The organism is Mucilaginibacter aquatilis (genome assembly GCF_009755275.1).
Classification (GTDB): domain Bacteria; phylum Bacteroidota; class Bacteroidia; order Sphingobacteriales; family Sphingobacteriaceae; genus Mucilaginibacter; species Mucilaginibacter aquatilis.
Genome location: NZ_WQLA01000006.1, coordinates 38,116 through 55,753 on the forward strand (window position 1 = coordinate 38,116; position 17,638 = coordinate 55,753).

Below are 17,638 nucleotides of genomic sequence, written 5' to 3' on the forward strand. Positions count from 1 at the left end.
ACTATTGGTTAGTATGCCGAGGCTAAACTGACCCCTGTTAGCTGATCGGCAAAGGCCACGAAAGCCTTGTTATCCGATATACGTTGCTGGTGAGTGATCAGATTTTGGAGATTGATTTTTCCTATCACATATTTAAAATCACCCGAGTAATAGCGCTCATAAATATGAATAAAGCCCAAATCATGTACTAAAAATTCATCTTCGTAACGCAGGTAAACGTTAAGCTCTATATTATTGGTAAATTTCAATTCGTTTTGTGCATGGGCTTTTTTATACTCGTAAGCATAATCATAACGCAGGGCCGCGATGTCTGATAATACCGCCGAACCGGTTGGGTGGCCTCCTGCCCCTTTACCAAAAAAGAATTGTTGATCAGCGAAGGCTGCTTGTACTGTAACACCGTTATATTCGTACTCAACGTTGTATAGAAATTCAGTTTCTGTTACAAATTTAGGCAGTACAAATAATGCGACACGCTTATCGTCAAGCTCTTTGGCAACAGGTACTAATTTTATTTTGATACCTTTTTCGCGGGCGTATTGCAAGTCATATGCCGAAAGGGTTTGTATACCTATGTTAAGTACATCCTCAGGCTTTATAATTACACCGTAGGCATGGGCAGCAGCAATAATGAGTTTAAACTTGGCATCATAACCGCCAACATCCATGGTTGGGTCGGTTTCGGCAAAGCCTAAATCCTGGGCTTGTTTAAGGGCAGCATCGTAATCAAGTCCCTCTAAAAATCCTTTTGAAAGAATGTAGTTTGATGAACCATTGAAAATACCGCTGATAGAGTGCAGCAATTCATTGTCATAATATTCCTCAAGGTTACGGATGATTGGTATACTACCGCAAACTGCAGCTTCATATAACAGAGACGTACCATGTTCTCGTTGCAAATCAAGCAACTCCTGCAAATGCAAGGCAACCATTTTTTTACTGGCCGATACCACATTTTTACCGGTTGATAAAGCGCGCGAAACAATTTCGAATGCAGCTTCGGTATCGTTGATCAGTTCGACCACGGTATTAATTTCTGGGTCGTTCAGTATCTCGTTACGGTCGGTTGTAAAAAGTTCGGCAGGGAGGGTACGTGACTTTTCAGGATTTTTTATTGCAATTTTTTTAATTTCTATATTTAGGTTTTTGGTTCTGATAATATCATGCAATCCTTGTCCAACAACACCAAAGCCAAATAAACCAATAGTCAGTTTTTTACTCATTAAGCTATTTTTTGTAATTCAATAATTTTTCCTCTAACGTCAGTTTTTATGAATGAGGAAATAATTTTAGTGAGGGTATCAGTTTCAATTAAAAAGCCATCATGGGCGTAAAACGAATCAAATTCTGCGTAAGCAGCTTTAGGAATGTGCTGAAACAAGTATTGCTGCTCCTCAACAGGAAATAAAATATCAGATTTAATACCTATTACCAGCGTTTGTGCCTTAATAGAAGCCAATGCTTTCTCCAGCCCGCCACGGTTGCGGCCGGCATGGTGCGAGTCCATAGCCTTGGTTAAGTACCAGTAGCTGTAGGCGTTAAAACGGTTCACTAACTTGTCACCCTGGTAACTTTGGTAACTTGAAGCACGGTAGTTATCAGTCATGTTATCATCCTCCTCGTGCTGGCGGATATTGTAGGCTTTATAACCCCTGTATGATAACAAGGCCATACTACGTGCCGCTTTTAAACCTGCACTGCCACCCTCGGGTGTGCCGTTGTTAAAAGTAGCGTCGGCCTGTAGGGCCAGCCTTTGCGATTCGTTAAAGGCAATACCCCATGGTGAATGCTTGGCATTAGTAGCTATCAAAATAAGATGTTTGATACGCTCAGGCTCCATAATGCTCCATTCCAGCGCCTGCTGACCGCCTAACGAGCCGCCAATTAAAATATCTATTTTATCAATTCCTAAGTAATTAGCCAGCAGTAAGTGTGCCTGCACCATGTCACGTATGGTAACTTGCGGAAAATCGAGATAAAAGGGCTGTCCTGTAGCCGGGTTTATACTTAGCGGATTGGTTGAGCCATAATTTGAACTCAGCACGTTGGCGCATACAATAAAATGCTCCTCCGGGTTAAAAAAGTAACCCTCACCAACAATACCTTTCCACCAGTCAAACACATCTGAATTTGCAGTTAGGGCATGGCAAACCCACACTACGTTATCTTTAGCAGCATTTAATTTGCCAAACGTGTGGTAGCCAATATCTATACCTTCGAGCTGTGCGCCCGATTCTAATTCAACTGTGCCGTTATACCGGTAGTGTTGTGTACTCATTCTAAAAATCTGAAAGCCTCCCTTGCAAACGCTGGGAAGACTTTACTATTAGTCAAAAAATATATCAGTTCAGTTCGGCCAATGCGGCTTCCTGTTGTTTAATTTTTGTAAAAGCCTGTTCAAAATCGGCTCTGATATCATCAATATGCTCAATACCTACTGCCACACGCAGTAACGTTGGTGTTACACCTGCCGACGCTTGTTCGGTTGCTGACAGTTGCTGATGCGTGGTAGCCGCAGGCTGAATAATAAGCGTTTTTGCATCACCAACATTTGCCAGGTGACTTACCAATTGCAACGAATCAATAAATGCCGATGCGTTTTGCTTATTACCTTTTAACTCAAATGACAGCACTGCACCGAAACCGTTTTTCAAATACTTTTTGGCAAGCGTGTGGTATGGTGATGATGGCAAGCCCGGATAATTTACTTTTTCTACCTGCGGGTGCTGCTCCAGCCAGGTAGCCAATTCGAGGGTATTATCAACATGGCGTTGCACACGTAACGATAAGGTTTCCAAGCCCTGAATTAGCAGGAAGGAATTGAACGGCGATTGCGAAGCGCCAAAATCACGTAAGCCTTCAACCCGTGCACGTATAATGTACTGGATATTGCCAAACGGCCCGTTTACGCCAAATACATCAGCAAAAACTAATCCGTGGTATCCTTCAGATGGTTCGGTAAATTGTGGGTACTTACCGTTGCCCCAGTTGTAATTACCCCCATCAACAATAACACCGCCAATACTGGTGCCGTGGCCCCCAATCCATTTGGTAGCACTCTCTACCACTATATTGGCGCCATGCTCCAGCGGACGAAACAAATAACCGCCTGCACCAAAAGTGTTATCCACAATTAACGGTAAATCATACTTGCGGGCGAGGGCTGCTATTTGTTCAAAATCGGGGATGTTAAAACCGGGGTTACCAATGGTTTCGAGGTAGATGGCTTTTGTCTTATCGTCAATGAGTTGCTCGATGCTATCTGCCTGATCGTTTTTGGCAAAACGTGCTTCAATGCCTAAGCGTTTAAAGGCAACTTTAAACTGGTTGTATGTACCACCGTATAAAAATGGTGAGGTTACAAAATTATCGCCCGCCTGTAATATGTTGTTAAGCGCTAAAAATTGCGCCGCCTGGCCCGATGCTGTTGCTAAGGCAGCCACACCACCTTCTAAAGCAGCAATACGCTTTTCAAAAACATCAGTAGTAGGGTTCATTAAACGCGTGTAGATGTTGCCAAACTCTTTTAAGGCAAAAAGATTGGCGCCGTGCTCGGCACTGTTAAATACGTATGAAGTGGTCTGATATAAAGGTACCGCACGCGAACCTGTTGTTGGGTCAACTTCCTGACCTGCGTGTAGCTGTAATGTTTCAAATTTTAATGCCGACATGTTTTTTGATTTTAAATAAGTTGAAAACTTTAATTGCTTGTTGCTACAGGCGGAGGTAGGCTTACGCGTTAGGTATAGCAGGGGCCGTTGCGTAAATACACGTTACATTATTGCAGTAAATTGCAGGGAATGCTTAACGTGCGTTGCCTTTAACAGCAGCAACACATGTACATGCAAGCGTCAGCAGCGTTGCAGGTTACAAATGCACCCGTGTGGGCAGTAAATACGTTAGCAGTAGTAAAGTAGTTAACTTGTGTCATGGCTATTAACTTATATTCCCCGGCCGTAATATCCAAACCGGGACAGGAATTGGCACCTTCTCCGTTCATCGGAGGGTTGCCAGCGGGTCAATGAGCCTGATCTCTCGCCGCTTCTTTATAAATCAAAACCTCATAGAAGAGAATTTTTGATCAATGGTGTTTAAACCGTTGTTGCAAAGTAAACGCTAAAGGAGGAATTATGCAAGAAATTTTTCGCTTTTGTTCACTTGTCGCTGCCAAGCACTATCCTATAACTAAAAAATTATCTTTTGTTAACGTTTTCACTCTCAACACTTCCTCACCTTTGTAATACAAAAAACAAAACACTCATGCATATCATCCTAGGAGCAGGCGGACCGGTAGCCAATGCACTTACCGCCCGTTTAATAAAAGCAAACAACCCGGTTAAGTTAGTAAGCAGGCGACCGGTTAATTTCAATAATCCTCTGGTTACCTGGCAAAAAGCCGATCTGTTACAGGCTAACGATGTTTTGCAGGCAACAAAAGGTGCAACTGTTATTTACATGTGCGCAGGGTTAGTCTATAATAAAGACATATGGAAACAACAATGGCCGGTAATTATGCAGAACATTATCAATGCAGGCAAGGCCGCCAACGCCCGGTTAATATTTTTTGATAACGTTTACATGTACGGTTTGGTAAACGGACCTATGCTCGAAACCACACCTTACAATCCTGTTAGCGTTAAAGGTGAAGTACGTGCTAAAGTGGCTGAGCAATTAATGGATGAAGCAAAAGCAGGTAACCTTCAGGCTACCATTGCCCGTGCTGCTGATTTTTATGGTGCTGAAAGCCTGAACAGCTTTTACGATATGATGGTGTTGGCTAAATATGCAAAAAAAGAAAAAGCCATGTGGATGGGCAACGCCAATACATTGCACAGTTTCACTTACGTGCCCGATGCCGGAGAGGCTATGTACTTATTAGGTCAGCACTCTAAAAGCGACAACCAGATATGGCACCTGCCCACTGCCAAATCATTAACAGGCAGCCAGTTCATCGAACTAGCGGCCCGCGTGTTTAACACTAAACCTCGCTACATGACCGTGAACAAGTTTATGCTTCAGTTAATGGGATTGTTTAGCAAAACCATACAAGGCACCGTTGAAATGTATTATCAATACGATCATGATTATATTTTTAATTCAGACAAGTTTGAGGAAGCGTTCAATGTTAAGCCCACAGGTTATGAGTATGGAATAAAAGCGTTGACACAAACGCTGTTTAAGTCAAAATGAGTTAGGGATTACAGTGGAAAGCCCACAGTGCAGCGTAGCGAAACGAGGACTTGCAACGGAAAGCCCGACCAGGAGGGGAACTCCCAAATTTTATATAGTAAACTATAATGGCCAAATTTAGTTTAAAACTAGTGCTTATGTAAATTCTCATGCTAATACTTGCTTTATCATCAGTACATCTGCACATTTGCACATAGCATATTTACAATGATAAACACTAAAGAAAGAACATACATCCCCGTCCAGCTTGATATTAATTGGGAAAACCTTGAACCGTTATATAAAGAGCTCACTTCGCGCCCAATAAATTCAGTTACCGAACTGGAACAATGGTTACGCGACCGTAGTGAACTGGAGGCTGCTTTGGAAGAAGATTTTGCCTGGCGATATATCAGAATGACGTGTAATACAGCAGATGAAGAATTGCTGCAGAAATTTCAATATTTTGCTACCGAAATTGGACCTAAAATTGCACCATATAATAATGAGCTTAATAAAAAGCTTGTTGAAAATGAGTACATAAACCAGCTCAACGAAGAAAAATACTTTGTATATCTCCGCTCAATAAAAAAATCGCTTGAGCTATTCCGTGAGGAAAATATACCAGTACAAACCGAAATTCAGGTTGAACAGCAAAAATACCAATCCATAACCGGGGCTATGTCGGTTGAAATTGGCGGCAAGGAATTTACTTTAGAACAGGCCGGCGCTATATTAAAAGATACCGACCGTACAAAAAGGCAGGAAGCCTGGGAGAAGATAACAGGCCGACGCTTGCAGGACAAAAAGCAATTGAACGAGCTTTTTGATTTACTGCTGGTTTTACGTCATAAAGTTGCGCTGAACGCCAATTTTGAAAACTTTAGAGATTATATGTTTCAGGCGCTTGGGCGCTTTGATTACACCCCGCAGGATTGCTATGATTTTCACGCGGCTATAGAAACCGAGATTGTTCCGATTTTACGTGAGCAGGCACAGAAACGCCAGGAAGCTTTAGGCCTTGAGAGCCTTAAACCGTGGGATATGGACGTTGACGTTACCGGCAAACCGGCTTTAAAACCATTTGCTAATGGCGATGATTTGATCAACAAATCAATACAATGCTTTAATGCTATTGATTCATACCTGGGTGAGCGCCTGGAAATTATGAAAGCTAATGGCTTGTTTGATGTTGATAGCCGTAAGGGCAAGGCCCCCGGAGGGTATAATTATCCGCTGGCCGAAACCGGTGCACCTTTCATTTTTATGAATTCGGCAAATACATTTCGTGATTTAACCACCATGGTACATGAGGGCGGACATGCTGTACATACCTTCCTTACTGCCGGGTTGGAACTGAATGATTTTAAACACTGCCCAAGCGAAGTTGCCGAGCTGGCTTCCATGTCAATGGAATTGATATCGATGGATAACTGGAATGTATATTTTGACAATGAGGAAGACCTGAAACGTGCCCGCCGCGACCAGTTGATCGATGTATTAAAAACCCTTCCATGGGTAGCGGTGGTTGACCAGTTTCAGCATTGGCTATACACCAACCCCGATCATACCGACGTTCAGCGTACTGAAGCATGGAAACAGATATATGAGCGCTTTGGTGCAGGCTTTATTGATTGGAGCGAACATACGGAAGCCGAACAAAACCTTTGGCAAAAACAACTGCACATCTTTGAAGTACCATTTTACTACATTGAATATGGCATGGCTCAGTTAGGCGCCATTGCAGTTTGGAAAAACTATAAAGAAAACCCTCAACAAGGACTGCAGCAGTATATGAATGCGCTTAAATTAGGGTATACTAAAACCATAAAAGAAATTTATGAAACGGCCGGTATTAAGTTTGATTTTAGCGCCGGTTACGTAAAAGAGCTGGCAGAATTTGTAAAAAGCGAATTAGATAAAATAAACTAAAACAGATTCAGGAGTTAAGCTTTAAATATAATTCAAAACATTTGTGTCATCTCGAACGGTAGTGAGAGATCTTTTTCAAACTGACAAATCAGTTGTTGCGAAAGATTTTTCCTATCGTCGAAATGACATTTTTATTTATTTATGAAGTCATTTGTTAAGTTTTATATCCTGGTTGTTGCATTAATATTTGCCGCTTGTAATCAGCCTGTAAATAATAAACAGCAACAATCCCCATCATACCCGGGCGAGCAAAAGGCTAAAACCCTGGAACTACAAGAGAATTTTGAAACCGGATCAAAACCATCATATGCCACAGGGCGAGTGAAACTCCTGAGCGGAACGTGGTATTTAAAAGATGCTTTGATAGCCTCAACAGATAAAGATGCTAAAGACGGCAACCAATCCGTACGTTTAAAAGGTAAAGGCGTTTTACGCATGGAGTTTGACGTAAACGGAGCATCAAAAGTAACTATTGAACATGCAGCCTACGGGGACAATAATGCTTCGGGCTGGCAACTTAAAATGTCGACAGATGGCGGCCAAACATTTACCCAAGTTGGTGCCGGCATGGTGGCTAATAAAGGCAACCTGCAAACTGTTACCTCCATTGTAAATCATAATGGTGCCGTACGTTTTGAAGTCTGCAAAAATTCGGGAGGTAACAATCGCATTAACATTGATAACATTACCATATACAGTTTCAATAACAATGCACCTGTGGGCACCACTACTCAAAGTGATACCACATTGCTTAAAGACAGTGCAGTTACCGGCGACAATACTAATTTACTTTTAGGCAACCCCAGCAATGCCACCGCAAGTACATCAAACGCAAACAACTTTTTAATGGAAAAACCCTACTATACCATCAGCTATAATCGTAGCCGGGGTACACCAAACTGGGTAAGCTGGTATGTTGGTAAAGAGTGGCTTGGCAATACCCGCCGCAGTAATGATTTCAGGCCCGATGAAACTTTACCAAAGGGCTGGTACCGCGTACAAACATCAAGTTATCAGGGTAGCGGTTTTGAACGGGGACACAATTGCCCATCGGCCGATAGAGCCATCTCTGTAAAAGCCAACTCATCAACTTTTTTAATGACTAATATGATACCCCAGGCGCCGGCTAATAACCAGCACACGTGGGGAAACCTTGAAGGATACGAACGAATGCTGGTTAAGCAAGGCAACGAGGTTTATGTAATAATGGGCAGCTATGGTACCGGCGGCTATGGTACCAGCGGTTTTCATAACACTATTGATAAAGGGCGGGTAACTGTTCCGGCTTATATATGGAAGGTTATTGTAGTACTACCTAACGGTAATGATGATTTGATGCGCATTAATACGGCAACAAGGCTTATAGCGGTAATAACCCCTAATAACAATAGTATTGATGCTAACTGGACGAAATATATAACAACCGTACGCGAAATTGAAAAGGCAACAGGGTACAACTTGCTGTCTAAGGTTCCTAAGAAAGTGCAGGATGTAATTGAAGTAAAGAGAGATAAAGGCATACTACCCGATGATGGTTACATAATGCGATTATAGTATTTAGTTGTAGCTTATGTCAAACAAATGTAAAGTTGATTGAGTTGATTCTTTACCACATTGTACAATTATGGCCAAAAGAATTTTCACACTCATGCTTTTTTACTGTTTTACATGCTTTTCGCTAAACGCAAATAAAGCGGTTGACCCGTGCGATATGATTTGCGGAAAATGGCAGTCAGAGAAAAAAAACTGTATTGTTGAAGTAAGCCATGATGATGACGACTATGTTGCGCGTTTAGTTTGGTTTGACGATTCTGATGACCCATCAAAACCAATGGAATCGCGCGTAGACGTTAATAACCCTGATAAAAAGCTACGTAGCCGCAAACTTGTTGGCATGAATGTGTTACAGGGCCTGGTTTATAAGTCTAAAACCAATAGCTGGGAAAACGGAATGATTTACGATGCACAAACCGGCAAAAAGTGGAATGCCGCTGCAAACCTAATAGCCCCGGGTAAACTTAAAGTAACCGGTTACTGGCACTTTAAATTTATTGGCCGCAGCATGATTTTTAATCGCGTATCCTCATAAATGCAATCAGGCAAACTGCTCAATAATTTGCTTTAATTGCCCGGCTTGAACTACTCCACTCTGTCGCCATTTATTTTGCCCGTTTTTAAATAGTATCAGCGTAGGCACTCCCTGTACATTATAAGCACTTGCTACCGAAGGGTTTTTATCAACATCTATCTTTACAATTTTTACCCTATCTCCCAGCTCGTCTTTTACCTGCTTTAAAATGGGGGCCATTGCCTTACACGGGCCACACCATTCAGCCGAAAAATCAATCAAAACCGGTTGCGGTGCATTTATTATATCTGAAAAGGTTGCCATAACTTTAAGTATTTACAAGTTTAACAATATGCTTTAAAATACGTTTTACTCAGCCAGCATTAAACGTTATACTTAAAAAGCAATAATTATATTTACCCAATTATACAGTAGCAATGGATACATCAATATTTAAAAAATTCAGCGATATAACACCCAAACAAATGTCGCCCGGGTATATGGCGCAACTAATTCACACCGAGGTTAACACACTTAACTTTCTTGAGGTTGAAGCGGGTGCAGTATCGGCCATACATACCCATCCTCATCATCAATGTGCATTTGTTTTAGAGGGCCAGTTTGAGCTTACCGTAAACGGACAACCGCAAATACTGGATGCTAATACATTTGCGGTTATACCCCCAAACGTACCACACGGAGGCCGGGCCATTACCAATTGCAAGCTGCTGGATATTTTTAGCCCCATAAGAGAAGATTTAAGAGATTTATAAAACCTCAGAAGAAATAAATAGGCCATATTTTCACACGACTACCTTACCGACCGGGCAAATTTTTTCAGGAGCGGCAATTATTTACCTTTCAAACCAATAAGCTATAATTCATCGGTTTATGAAAAGCAAATAAGTGCTAACTACATCTAATAGTTGTAAAAAAGTTTTTGTAAAATTTGGAAGCACTATATCTTTTTAGCTAACTTAAGTTCACCTTAATTAATTTAACTAAAAGATGGAACAAAACCCAAACATTGCTTCGTTGGGCTTTTATAGTGCCGATGGATTTTTTCAACCCTTAAAAGGGCTTAACACCAGTAATCTTGAATTTGTAAGCCGCTCGTTGTATGAGCTCGAAATGATGCTTGATGAAAACGTGCGCTCAGAGCGTTATGAAAAATGCGCACAAATACGAGATGAAATTATACGGCGAGCAATAAGCCGTACGTAATTCTAAAGTATCTTTTAACAAAAAAGCAGCCGAAATATATAAAACGGCTGTTTTTTTTTGCTTTGCCGCTAACCAGCAAGCGCTTCATAAATTTCGGCAGTTAGCAAACCACTGCCTCCGCCATAATGCTGTATGATTTTAGTAGCAGGGCGATGGGCTAAAAAATAAGCCCTTAAATTATCTTCCGAATCACTGCTGATTCCGTTACACAACAAAATAAGGTCAAATACTTCATGGTCAAACGCCTGAACGGCTTCCTTATCGGTAACAGCACCTTTGCCCTCCCAGGCATCATTGGCGTTTATAAGCCGTACAACTGTCTCTAATATCTCTTGGTTGCGGCCTACGGCGAGTATTTTAACCTTTTCGTTCATGTTTTTTTTAAAATATCATAGGCACTTCCATCAGCAAAAATTCGGCATCACTATCGGCTGTAATATAAAGTTCATCTACTCCCAAATGCCAAAGCCATCTCGTGTATTCAGCTGCTGCTGGTTTATGCTTATATCACCGTTTAATACAAAAGCATATACGCCATTGTTTTTACCTCCTTTTATTGTGTAGTTGGTGGCAACACCTTTATCAAATTTACCCATATGAAACCAGGCATTTTGGTATATCCAAATACCTTCGTCGTCTTTATTAGGTGAAAGCACCTGCTGTAACCGATTGTGGCGGTCGTTAAGGTTTAATGTTAACTGATCGTAGCGCGGCTCAACATTCTTTTGATTCGGATAAATCCATATTTGCAAAAACTTTACCTGCTGGTTTTCGTGTGCATTTTTCTCGCTATGATAAATACCTGTACCCGCACTCATGGCCTGAATATCACCTTTACGGATAATTGCGGTATTACCCATGCTATCCTGGTGCTCTAAATCGCCATCTAACGGAATAGAAATAATTTCCATGTTATCATGCGGGTGACGGCCAAAGCCCATACCTCCGCTCACCGTATCATCATTTAATACGCGCAGCGCACCAAAATTCATTGCCTGAGGGTTGTAATAACCGCCAAAGCTAAAGGTGTGAAAACTGTTTAACCAACCATGATTGGCATGGCCGCGCTGATTTGCTTTATGTAAGATAGTGTTTGACATGACTGTTTGTAATTAATATAACAAAGTTAGCTGCCCTGCCCCACCGCGCACTTAATGTAGGTTAAGAAATTTGATTCACAAAAAAAGGAGGCAATGCCTACTTAAACCCGTGTTATACATAGCTACTATTGCATAGCAACAATGGCTTACCTAGATTACAATACGTGCTGAGCAAGTATCTTTTGCAGGTCGTAAATATTTACCTGTTTGTTAAACTTTTTGGTTATGCTGGCTGCAGACTCGCCCGATACCCAAATGTTAAGCTCGGCATCTAAATCAAGGTGACCGGCCGTGGTTATGCTGAACCTTGAAATGCTTTTATAAGCTATTGACATGTACTCTACTTTGCTGCCGGTAATGCCTTGCTTATCTACCAGTATTAAACGTTTGTTGGTGAAGATGAAAACGTCGCGTATCAGTTTAAAGCCAATTTCAATGGCTTCGCCTTCAGCTAATAAATGTGCATAATCTTTGGTTAGTTCGGCTTCGTTAGCCACACCTGCGTTGCCAAGCAACTTAGAAAATAAACTCATGATGGTTTTAGATTGAGTGTTTTAAATAATTGCTTAAATATATCAATTAAAAGACAAGTGACTGTCTTTTTAAAAGAATTATAGCCTGATGAAGTATTGTTTATTGTAAGTGTGTTGTACTGCAATGTCAGCCAAATAAGTCATCTAGCTGCATAAAAGATTGGTTAAATACTATGACGCAGCGTTTGTAGGTAGCAACTGGTTGCTTAATTGCCTTTTATGATTTATTTTGGCGGAGTATGATTTTTCAACGCTCATCTGCCTTTGGTTTATATGTCAGGCTTATTGCTTTTAGCAGCATATTGTTCTCCTGTAATCAAAAGCCACCTAGGGATATAGCGGTACAAGGCACCTCTCCTGATAGCGAACACCAACGCGTAAGCTTTAAGCCTGTTGAAGGCATTGCCTATACCGAAATACGGCGTGAGTATGAAAACGGTGTTGGCTTTAACCCGCTTGGCTATCATTTACAACCCGAATGGAAAGTAACCTTTTTACCTGGTAAAGATTCGGTGCGCATATTTAGCCCGGTACTTGGGCGTTTTATAGTAAACGAGGTAATTTATGATCATGACTCGGTTGTAAACGTTGCACACTCATGGTTGAAGGTTAAATTACTTCACCCTGATAGCTTAAAATTCCAGGTACTTTATGTGCGCAATAAACGCATTATGGATACAACCGGGCAAATCTTCATGACGCTTTACAGTAATAAATATATAAAGGATAAACTTAAAACTACCGTAGAAGACCTACAAAAGCCGCCCCGCCGCGATAGTGTTTACATTAAAAACCTGGTGAGGCAATCATTAGCCCAGGTTACCAAAAAAGCTTTTGCCGCTACCGAGCCGGTTACTTTAACCAGCAAGGTTCCGCAGGTAAAAATAAAGCGGCAGGTACTATCACGTGATAATGCGCTTAAAGATGCTACCGTAGCCGATAACTACCTTTTGCCTACGTTTGATATTGAAATTCATAAAGCATATGCTAATTTCAACCACTCTATGCAGTTGATAGTTGATCAAAACGGTAAGCTTATATTTGATAAACCGACCGTTTTACTATATGACGAAGTTGAGAACCGAAAAAAAGTAATGAAAGGTGTTGTTGATGGCTACCTTACCTACTATATAACCACTACTCCGGGCAAAACTTTAGGCTTGGCTCACCCCAGCTTTATAAGGGTAAATGTAAAAGGCATTCAAGATTAGTTTGAGCAATGGAAGATTATAAAACTGTACAGTATTCACAAACTACTTTAACGGAATTAATGATACCTTCCTACTCCAACTTTGGCGGCAAGGTACACGGAGGCATCATATTAGGATTGATGGATAAGGTTGCGTACGCCTGCGCAGCCAAACATGCCGGTAATTACTGCGTTACCGTTTCTATCGATACTGTTAACTTTTTAGCACCTGTTGAAGTTGGTGAATTGGTTTCGCTGCTGGCCTCGGTTAATTACGTTGGCAATTCATCTATGGTAATTGGTATACGCGTACAAACCGAAAACGTTCGTACGAAAGAAGTTAAGCATACCAATTCCAGTTACTTTACTATGGTTGCCATGGGCGATGATCATAAACCGGCCCCAGTTCCGGGTTTAATTTTAAGGTCGCCGGTGGAAATTAAACGCTTTTACGAAGCATACCACCGTAAAGAGCTAACAAGATACTACAACAGTGAGCAGGCACGTATAAAAAACGATGCAGAAATTGAAGAAGCCTTGAAACTCATCAGCAATGAACGTTGCAGAATAGAGCTGGATAATAATTAGCCTAACGAATAATTTGTATATTATTACATACAAAAAAAGCGGCTCTAAAGCCGCTTTTTTATTTTTAATTACTTAGCTATTAAATAGTTGTAGTTGATGATGGCCCTCTAAACATACCCAACACCAATGATATAACTGCTAATACGATTAATATGTGTACTAAACCGCTTACTGAATAAGCAAATACGCTGATCGCCCAACCTATTACCAGGATAACTGCGATGATATACAATAGTGATCTCATAGTGAATGTTTTTTAGTTAAATGTTACTTAACTATATTCAAAATCGTGCCATTCACTGCCTCACTTAAAAATTTTCAATAAAATCTTAACCCTATTTTACATAGTTTCAATACTATCAGGGTGCCGTGGTTTCCACCATATATAGTAATACAGCAAACAAATCAGGCCCAACAAAAATGGCACTAAAGCTAAATGCTTAAAGGTTACTCCAGCAAAAACCATCAACTCATCAAAGTGCAAAAACTCGCTTATCATCCAATAGGAGTTAGCACTTATCCAAAAAGCAATAGCCAGGTTATGGCAAAGCTCCGAAACTAACTGACGGGTATTGTAAGCAATGAGTATAGCAATTAAAAGGGTAGGAAAAATCATTACTAAACCAAGAGGTTTCCAAATAAGGCACCAGCCTATATCTTTCAACAACCAAAAAACAATGTGCAAATTTTCCATTTTGCGATACCTGAGCGGAATGCTATACTGAGCCATGTGCCTAAAATAAAAAGAAATGATGAACTTTAACCCACTTCAATTTATTGCGCAATGCTGCTGCAACTGACTAAAAAGGCCAACTAAAACTTTATATTTGTAACAAATTAATGACGGCAACCCTTAATGTCTAAACTTGTAAAGCTGTTTACCAACCGTATTTTTGTTACCATACTTTGGTTTGCACTCAGCTTTTTTGCTATCCTTAAACAGGTACTGCACCAGCACATTAACAATTACTATATTTACAAATACACGTTTGTAAACCTGGTACACCGCGTTAACTTATACATACCGCAACCCCAATACTTTTTAGATACCAACCATTACGGGCCACTATTTGCGCTGGTTATTGCCCCTTTTACACTCTTGCCCGATGGCGTTGGTGCGATACTGTGGGTTATGGTAAACGCATGGGCGCTTTATGCCGTTATTGTTCGTTTGCCACTTACGGCCATGCAACGCACAGCGGTATTGCTGATTTGCGCTCATGAACTCATGACATCGTCATTCAATGTGCAGTTTAACCCAATGATGGCGGCTTTCATTGCACTCAGCTATATACTTATAGAGCGTAAACAAGATTTTTGGGCAGCGCTGGTTATTGTGGCCGGCACTTACATAAAACTATATGGTGTGGTAGGTCTGGCTTTTTTCTTCTTTTCCGAACATAAAATTAAGCTCATACTATCACTCCTGTTTTGGGGTGTGGTATTGTTTGTGCTCCCTATGCCGTTTTCATCACCATCATTTGTAATTCAAAGTTATTATGATTGGTACACGAGCCTGGTTGAAAAAAACATGCAAAATGCGGGCTCAACCATGCAAGACATATGCGTAATGGGCATGATCAGGCGCATATTCAACTACCCGCAACTATCAAACTTACTGGTAATGCTGCCTGCATTAATACTGTTTGGGTTAGCTTATTTAAGGTTCAATAGCTTTAAGCAAACCTCCTTTCAGTTGCTTGTGCTGGCATCTACCTTAATATTCACGGTTATTTTCAGTACCGGGTCTGAGTCGCCCACGTATATCATTGCCTTTGTAGGGGTTGCCATATGGTACGTTAATCTTGATAGGCCGGTAACCAAATTTGAGATCGGCTTGTTAATTTTTGCTTTAATTATAACCAGCTTGTCACCGTCTGACTTATTTCCAAAATACATCAATAAAACCTATATAAAACCATATGCACTTAAGGCTTTACCTTGCTTTGTGATATGGTTAAAAATTGTGTACGAGAGTTTAACCCGTGATTTTAGCCGCAAACCGGTTTACGTAGGTCAATAATGAGAAGAAAGATTTCTGTAGTGATTCCTTCATTTAATGAAGAAGGAAATATTGAGGTTTTAGCTACCAAACTGGTAGAAGTACTGAAAAAGGTAAATTACGACTACGAGGTAATTTTCGTTGATGACGGAAGCTCGGACGGTACATTAAACAGCTTAAAAACGCTAAACGGGTTAGATGAAAACCTTTACTACCTTGAATTATCGCGCAACTTTGGGCATCAAAATGCGCTAAAAGCCGGGTATGATTATGCTGATGGCGATGCTGTTATCAGCATGGATAGTGATATGCAGCACCCACCCGATATGATTCCGCAGTTTTTGGAAAAATGGGAAGCCGGGTATGACGTTGTTTATACCTGCCGCGAGTACCAGGATGAGGCTACTTTTTTCAAGACTAAATCATCGGATTTATTCTACTCGGTAATTAATTCCCTATCCGACACTAAACTGGAGCGCGGCACGGCCGATTTCCGCTTGATCGATCGGAAGGTAGCCAATGTGCTAAGCAGTTTAACTGAGGATGGCTTGTTCATTCGAGGCCTCATTAAATGGCTTGGCTTTAAACAATACGGCATACATTACCAGTGCGATGCACGTTTTTCGGGCAAGAGCAAATATAATTTAAAAAAGATGTTGCGCTTTGCCGTGCAGGGTATTACTGCGTTCAGTGTTAAGCCGCTTAACATGGCTATTGGCATCGGTGGCTTTTTTGCTGCCTGCAGTTTGCTGTACATACCCTATATTTTAATAAGTTACTTTGATGGCGAAGCCGTTTTGGGCTGGTCGTCTATTTTGGCTACTATAGTTTTTTTTGGAGGCGTTCAGCTGATGGTGATGGGTATTATTGGCCTATACCTAGGCAAACTGTTTATGCAAAGTAAACAGCGCCCCAACTACATCATTCGTTCAACAAACTTACAACGCATAACTCATGATAATACTAAGCTTCGATATTGAGGAGTTTGACATGCCCTTTGAATATGGCAAAAGCATTCCCTTTGATGAACAGCTTTCCATATCAACCCAGGGCACTTTAAGCATTTTAAAAATTTTAAAAGATGCCGGTGTTAAGGCCACGTTTTACACCACGGCCAACTATGCCATACACAAGCCCCAAATTGTACGTCAAATAATTGATGAAGGGCATGAGCTGGCATCACACGGTTTTTATCATTCTGATTTTAAGCCCGAGCATCTTTTACAATCAAAAGCCAAGCTTGAAGAAATTGGCGGTGTTGCGGTTAAAGGCTACCGCATGGCAAGGATGATGCCTGTAGATGAACGTGAGATTGAAAAGGCCGGTTACGTGTATAATTCGTCGATAAACCCAACATGGTTGCCGGGCCGTTATAATAACTTCAGTAAGCCACGTAAGTGGTTTTATCATCAAAACGTGTTACAGTTGCCTTCATCAGTATCGCCGCTTATACGTTTTCCATTGTTTTGGCTCAGCTTTCACAACCTGCCCATGGGAGTTATTAAGATGCTTAGTTCAGCTACACATCGCAAAGACGGGTATTTGAATTTGTATTTCCATCCGTGGGAATTTACCGACTTGGATCAACCTGAGCGCTTTAACTTTCCGAAATATGTAGTACGCAACACCGGTGAGGCGTTTATCAACCGCCTCAGCACATTCATAGCATGGGCAAAGGGCAAGGGTTTTGAATTTTCACGCACAGATGCATTCGTTGCTGCTATACAGGATAACCCAATTCTGAAGAAATAAACCGGCAGGTACTTAACAAACAGTATATCAGATTATCAAAAAACTAATCAAATGATTAGTTTTTTACTTTTCGCTCACAAT

General features: G+C 41.0%; 20 protein-coding genes and 1 riboswitch. Of the genes, 11 read left to right on the forward strand and 9 right to left on the reverse strand.

Annotation, left to right across the window (positions count from 1 at the left end; all coding sequences use genetic code 11):
• Nucleotides 1-8: 8 nt before the first annotated feature.
• From GO816_RS14525 to GO816_RS14535, 3 genes are all read right to left on the reverse strand, one after another.
• Entirely contained in the window at nt 9-1,223 is a 1,215-nt protein-coding gene (locus GO816_RS14525; protein WP_157542671.1) for a homoserine dehydrogenase, read from the reverse strand.
• Entirely contained in the window at nt 1,223-2,278 is a 1,056-nt protein-coding gene (locus GO816_RS14530) for a homoserine O-acetyltransferase family protein (protein ID WP_157542672.1), read from the reverse strand. The genes GO816_RS14525 and GO816_RS14530 overlap by 1 nt, the downstream gene beginning before the upstream one ends.
• Nucleotides 2,279-2,342: 64 nt before the next feature.
• Nucleotides 2,343-3,671 carry an O-acetylhomoserine aminocarboxypropyltransferase/cysteine synthase family protein gene (locus GO816_RS14535; protein ID WP_157542673.1) on the reverse strand — a complete coding sequence of 443 codons (1,329 nt, stop codon included), beginning with the start codon at nt 3,669-3,671 and terminating at the stop codon, nt 2,343-2,345.
• Nucleotides 3,672-3,938: 267 nt separating this feature from the next.
• Nucleotides 3,939-4,055, reverse strand: a riboswitch (SAM riboswitch).
• A 205-nt stretch (nt 4,056-4,260) separates the two neighbouring features.
• Here GO816_RS14535 and GO816_RS14540 point away from each other — a divergent pair.
• From GO816_RS14540 to GO816_RS14555, 4 genes are all read left to right on the forward strand, one after another.
• Complete coding sequence (locus GO816_RS14540) at nt 4,261-5,190, forward strand: NAD-dependent epimerase/dehydratase family protein (protein WP_157542674.1); 930 nt, start codon at nt 4,261-4,263, stop codon at nt 5,188-5,190.
• A 207-nt stretch (nt 5,191-5,397) separates the two neighbouring features.
• Complete coding sequence (locus GO816_RS14545; protein WP_157542675.1) at nt 5,398-7,101, forward strand: M3 family oligoendopeptidase; 1,704 nt, start codon at nt 5,398-5,400, stop codon at nt 7,099-7,101.
• A 141-nt stretch (nt 7,102-7,242) separates the two neighbouring features.
• Complete coding sequence (locus tag GO816_RS14550) at nt 7,243-8,655, forward strand: DNA/RNA non-specific endonuclease (protein ID WP_157542676.1); 1,413 nt, start codon at nt 7,243-7,245, stop codon at nt 8,653-8,655.
• A 70-nt stretch (nt 8,656-8,725) separates the two neighbouring features.
• Nucleotides 8,726-9,190 (forward strand): DUF2147 domain-containing protein, encoded by a 465-nt coding sequence (locus GO816_RS14555; protein WP_157542677.1) that lies wholly within the window; start codon nt 8,726-8,728, stop codon nt 9,188-9,190.
• Between the two features lie 6 nt (nt 9,191-9,196).
• On the opposite strand, the gene trxA is transcribed toward GO816_RS14555, so the two are convergent.
• Nucleotides 9,197-9,493 carry a thioredoxin gene (trxA, locus tag GO816_RS14560; protein ID WP_157542678.1) on the reverse strand — a complete coding sequence of 99 codons (297 nt, stop codon included), beginning with the start codon at nt 9,491-9,493 and terminating at the stop codon, nt 9,197-9,199.
• Nucleotides 9,494-9,606: 113 nt separating this feature from the next.
• Here trxA and GO816_RS14565 point away from each other — a divergent pair, with 113 nt between their 5' ends.
• Entirely contained in the window at nt 9,607-9,942 is a 336-nt protein-coding gene (locus GO816_RS14565; RefSeq protein ID WP_198171527.1) for a cupin domain-containing protein, read from the forward strand.
• 235 nt (nt 9,943-10,177) lie between these two features.
• On the forward strand, nt 10,178-10,393 hold the full coding sequence (locus GO816_RS14570; RefSeq protein WP_157542679.1) for a hypothetical protein: 216 nt from the start codon (nt 10,178-10,180) through the stop codon (nt 10,391-10,393).
• Between the two features lie 68 nt (nt 10,394-10,461).
• Here the strand turns inward: GO816_RS14570 and GO816_RS14575 are convergent, their stop codons facing one another.
• The 3 genes from GO816_RS14575 to GO816_RS14585 form a co-directional block, all read right to left on the reverse strand.
• Complete coding sequence (locus GO816_RS14575) at nt 10,462-10,767, reverse strand: hypothetical protein (protein ID WP_157542680.1); 306 nt, start codon at nt 10,765-10,767, stop codon at nt 10,462-10,464.
• Between the two features lie 75 nt (nt 10,768-10,842).
• Nucleotides 10,843-11,493 carry a pirin family protein gene (locus GO816_RS14580; RefSeq protein WP_317163640.1) on the reverse strand — a complete coding sequence of 217 codons (651 nt, stop codon included), beginning with the start codon at nt 11,491-11,493 and terminating at the stop codon, nt 10,843-10,845.
• A 155-nt stretch (nt 11,494-11,648) separates the two neighbouring features.
• On the reverse strand, nt 11,649-12,026 hold the full coding sequence (locus GO816_RS14585; RefSeq protein ID WP_157542681.1) for a PH domain-containing protein: 378 nt from the start codon (nt 12,024-12,026) through the stop codon (nt 11,649-11,651).
• 239 nt (nt 12,027-12,265) lie between these two features.
• Between GO816_RS14585 and GO816_RS14590 the strand changes: the two genes are divergently transcribed.
• Both GO816_RS14590 and GO816_RS14595 read left to right on the forward strand, forming a co-directional pair.
• Nucleotides 12,266-13,237 carry a hypothetical protein gene (locus GO816_RS14590; protein ID WP_157542682.1) on the forward strand — a complete coding sequence of 324 codons (972 nt, stop codon included), beginning with the start codon at nt 12,266-12,268 and terminating at the stop codon, nt 13,235-13,237.
• An 8-nt stretch (nt 13,238-13,245) separates the two neighbouring features.
• Nucleotides 13,246-13,803, forward strand: coding sequence for an acyl-CoA thioesterase (locus GO816_RS14595; RefSeq protein ID WP_157542683.1), 558 nt, complete (start codon nt 13,246-13,248; stop codon nt 13,801-13,803).
• A gap of 79 nt (nt 13,804-13,882) precedes the next feature.
• Here the strand turns inward: GO816_RS14595 and GO816_RS14600 are convergent, their stop codons facing one another.
• Both GO816_RS14600 and GO816_RS14605 read right to left on the reverse strand, forming a co-directional pair.
• On the reverse strand, nt 13,883-14,047 hold the full coding sequence (locus GO816_RS14600; protein ID WP_157542684.1) for a lmo0937 family membrane protein: 165 nt from the start codon (nt 14,045-14,047) through the stop codon (nt 13,883-13,885).
• A gap of 96 nt (nt 14,048-14,143) precedes the next feature.
• Nucleotides 14,144-14,533, reverse strand: coding sequence for a hypothetical protein (locus GO816_RS14605; protein WP_198171528.1), 390 nt, complete (start codon nt 14,531-14,533; stop codon nt 14,144-14,146).
• Nucleotides 14,534-14,659: 126 nt separating this feature from the next.
• Between GO816_RS14605 and GO816_RS14610 the strand changes: the two genes are divergently transcribed.
• Genes GO816_RS14610 through GO816_RS14620 form a run of 3 tightly spaced genes read left to right on the forward strand, consistent with a single transcriptional unit; the run spans nt 14,660 to nt 17,557 of the window.
• Nucleotides 14,660-15,826, forward strand: coding sequence for a glycosyltransferase family 87 protein (locus GO816_RS14610; protein ID WP_157542685.1), 1,167 nt, complete (start codon nt 14,660-14,662; stop codon nt 15,824-15,826).
• Complete coding sequence (locus tag GO816_RS14615; protein WP_157542686.1) at nt 15,826-16,785, forward strand: glycosyltransferase family 2 protein; 960 nt, start codon at nt 15,826-15,828, stop codon at nt 16,783-16,785. The genes GO816_RS14610 and GO816_RS14615 overlap by 1 nt, the downstream gene beginning before the upstream one ends.
• Nucleotides 16,760-17,557 carry a polysaccharide deacetylase family protein gene (locus GO816_RS14620; RefSeq protein ID WP_157542687.1) on the forward strand — a complete coding sequence of 266 codons (798 nt, stop codon included), beginning with the start codon at nt 16,760-16,762 and terminating at the stop codon, nt 17,555-17,557. The genes GO816_RS14615 and GO816_RS14620 overlap by 26 nt, the downstream gene beginning before the upstream one ends.
• The last annotated feature ends 81 nt before the right edge of the window (nt 17,558-17,638 follow it).

Excerpts from the sequence above, each read along its gene's own strand:
- GO816_RS14540 (WP_157542674.1), top strand. The coding sequence starts at position 4,261 with ATGCATATCATCCTAGGAGCAGGCGGACCGGTAGCCAATGCACTTACC.
- GO816_RS14590 (WP_157542682.1), top strand. The coding sequence starts at position 12,266 with ATGATTTTTCAACGCTCATCTGCCTTTGGTTTATATGTCAGGCTTATT.
- GO816_RS14585 (WP_157542681.1), bottom strand. The coding sequence starts at position 12,026 with ATGAGTTTATTTTCTAAGTTGCTTGGCAACGCAGGTGTGGCTAACGAA.
- GO816_RS14550 (WP_157542676.1), top strand. The coding sequence starts at position 7,243 with ATGAAGTCATTTGTTAAGTTTTATATCCTGGTTGTTGCATTAATATTT.
- GO816_RS14570 (WP_157542679.1), top strand. The coding sequence starts at position 10,178 with ATGGAACAAAACCCAAACATTGCTTCGTTGGGCTTTTATAGTGCCGAT.
- GO816_RS14595 (WP_157542683.1), top strand. The coding sequence starts at position 13,246 with ATGGAAGATTATAAAACTGTACAGTATTCACAAACTACTTTAACGGAA.
- GO816_RS14610 (WP_157542685.1), top strand. The coding sequence starts at position 14,660 with ATGTCTAAACTTGTAAAGCTGTTTACCAACCGTATTTTTGTTACCATA.
- GO816_RS14565 (WP_198171527.1), top strand. The coding sequence starts at position 9,607 with ATGGATACATCAATATTTAAAAAATTCAGCGATATAACACCCAAACAA.
- GO816_RS14555 (WP_157542677.1), top strand. The coding sequence starts at position 8,726 with ATGGCCAAAAGAATTTTCACACTCATGCTTTTTTACTGTTTTACATGC.
- GO816_RS14615 (WP_157542686.1), top strand. The coding sequence starts at position 15,826 with ATGAGAAGAAAGATTTCTGTAGTGATTCCTTCATTTAATGAAGAAGGA.
- GO816_RS14575 (WP_157542680.1), bottom strand. The coding sequence starts at position 10,767 with ATGAACGAAAAGGTTAAAATACTCGCCGTAGGCCGCAACCAAGAGATA.
- GO816_RS14605 (WP_198171528.1), bottom strand. The coding sequence starts at position 14,533 with ATGGCTCAGTATAGCATTCCGCTCAGGTATCGCAAAATGGAAAATTTG.
- GO816_RS14620 (WP_157542687.1), top strand. The coding sequence starts at position 16,760 with ATGATAATACTAAGCTTCGATATTGAGGAGTTTGACATGCCCTTTGAA.
- GO816_RS14525 (WP_157542671.1), bottom strand. The coding sequence starts at position 1,223 with ATGAGTAAAAAACTGACTATTGGTTTATTTGGCTTTGGTGTTGTTGGA.
- GO816_RS14535 (WP_157542673.1), bottom strand. The coding sequence starts at position 3,671 with ATGTCGGCATTAAAATTTGAAACATTACAGCTACACGCAGGTCAGGAA.
- trxA (WP_157542678.1), bottom strand. The coding sequence starts at position 9,493 with ATGGCAACCTTTTCAGATATAATAAATGCACCGCAACCGGTTTTGATT.
- GO816_RS14530 (WP_157542672.1), bottom strand. The coding sequence starts at position 2,278 with ATGAGTACACAACACTACCGGTATAACGGCACAGTTGAATTAGAATCG.
- GO816_RS14545 (WP_157542675.1), top strand. The coding sequence starts at position 5,398 with ATGATAAACACTAAAGAAAGAACATACATCCCCGTCCAGCTTGATATT.
- GO816_RS14580 (WP_317163640.1), bottom strand. The coding sequence starts at position 11,493 with ATGTCAAACACTATCTTACATAAAGCAAATCAGCGCGGCCATGCCAAT.
- GO816_RS14600 (WP_157542684.1), bottom strand. The coding sequence starts at position 14,047 with ATGAGATCACTATTGTATATCATCGCAGTTATCCTGGTAATAGGTTGG.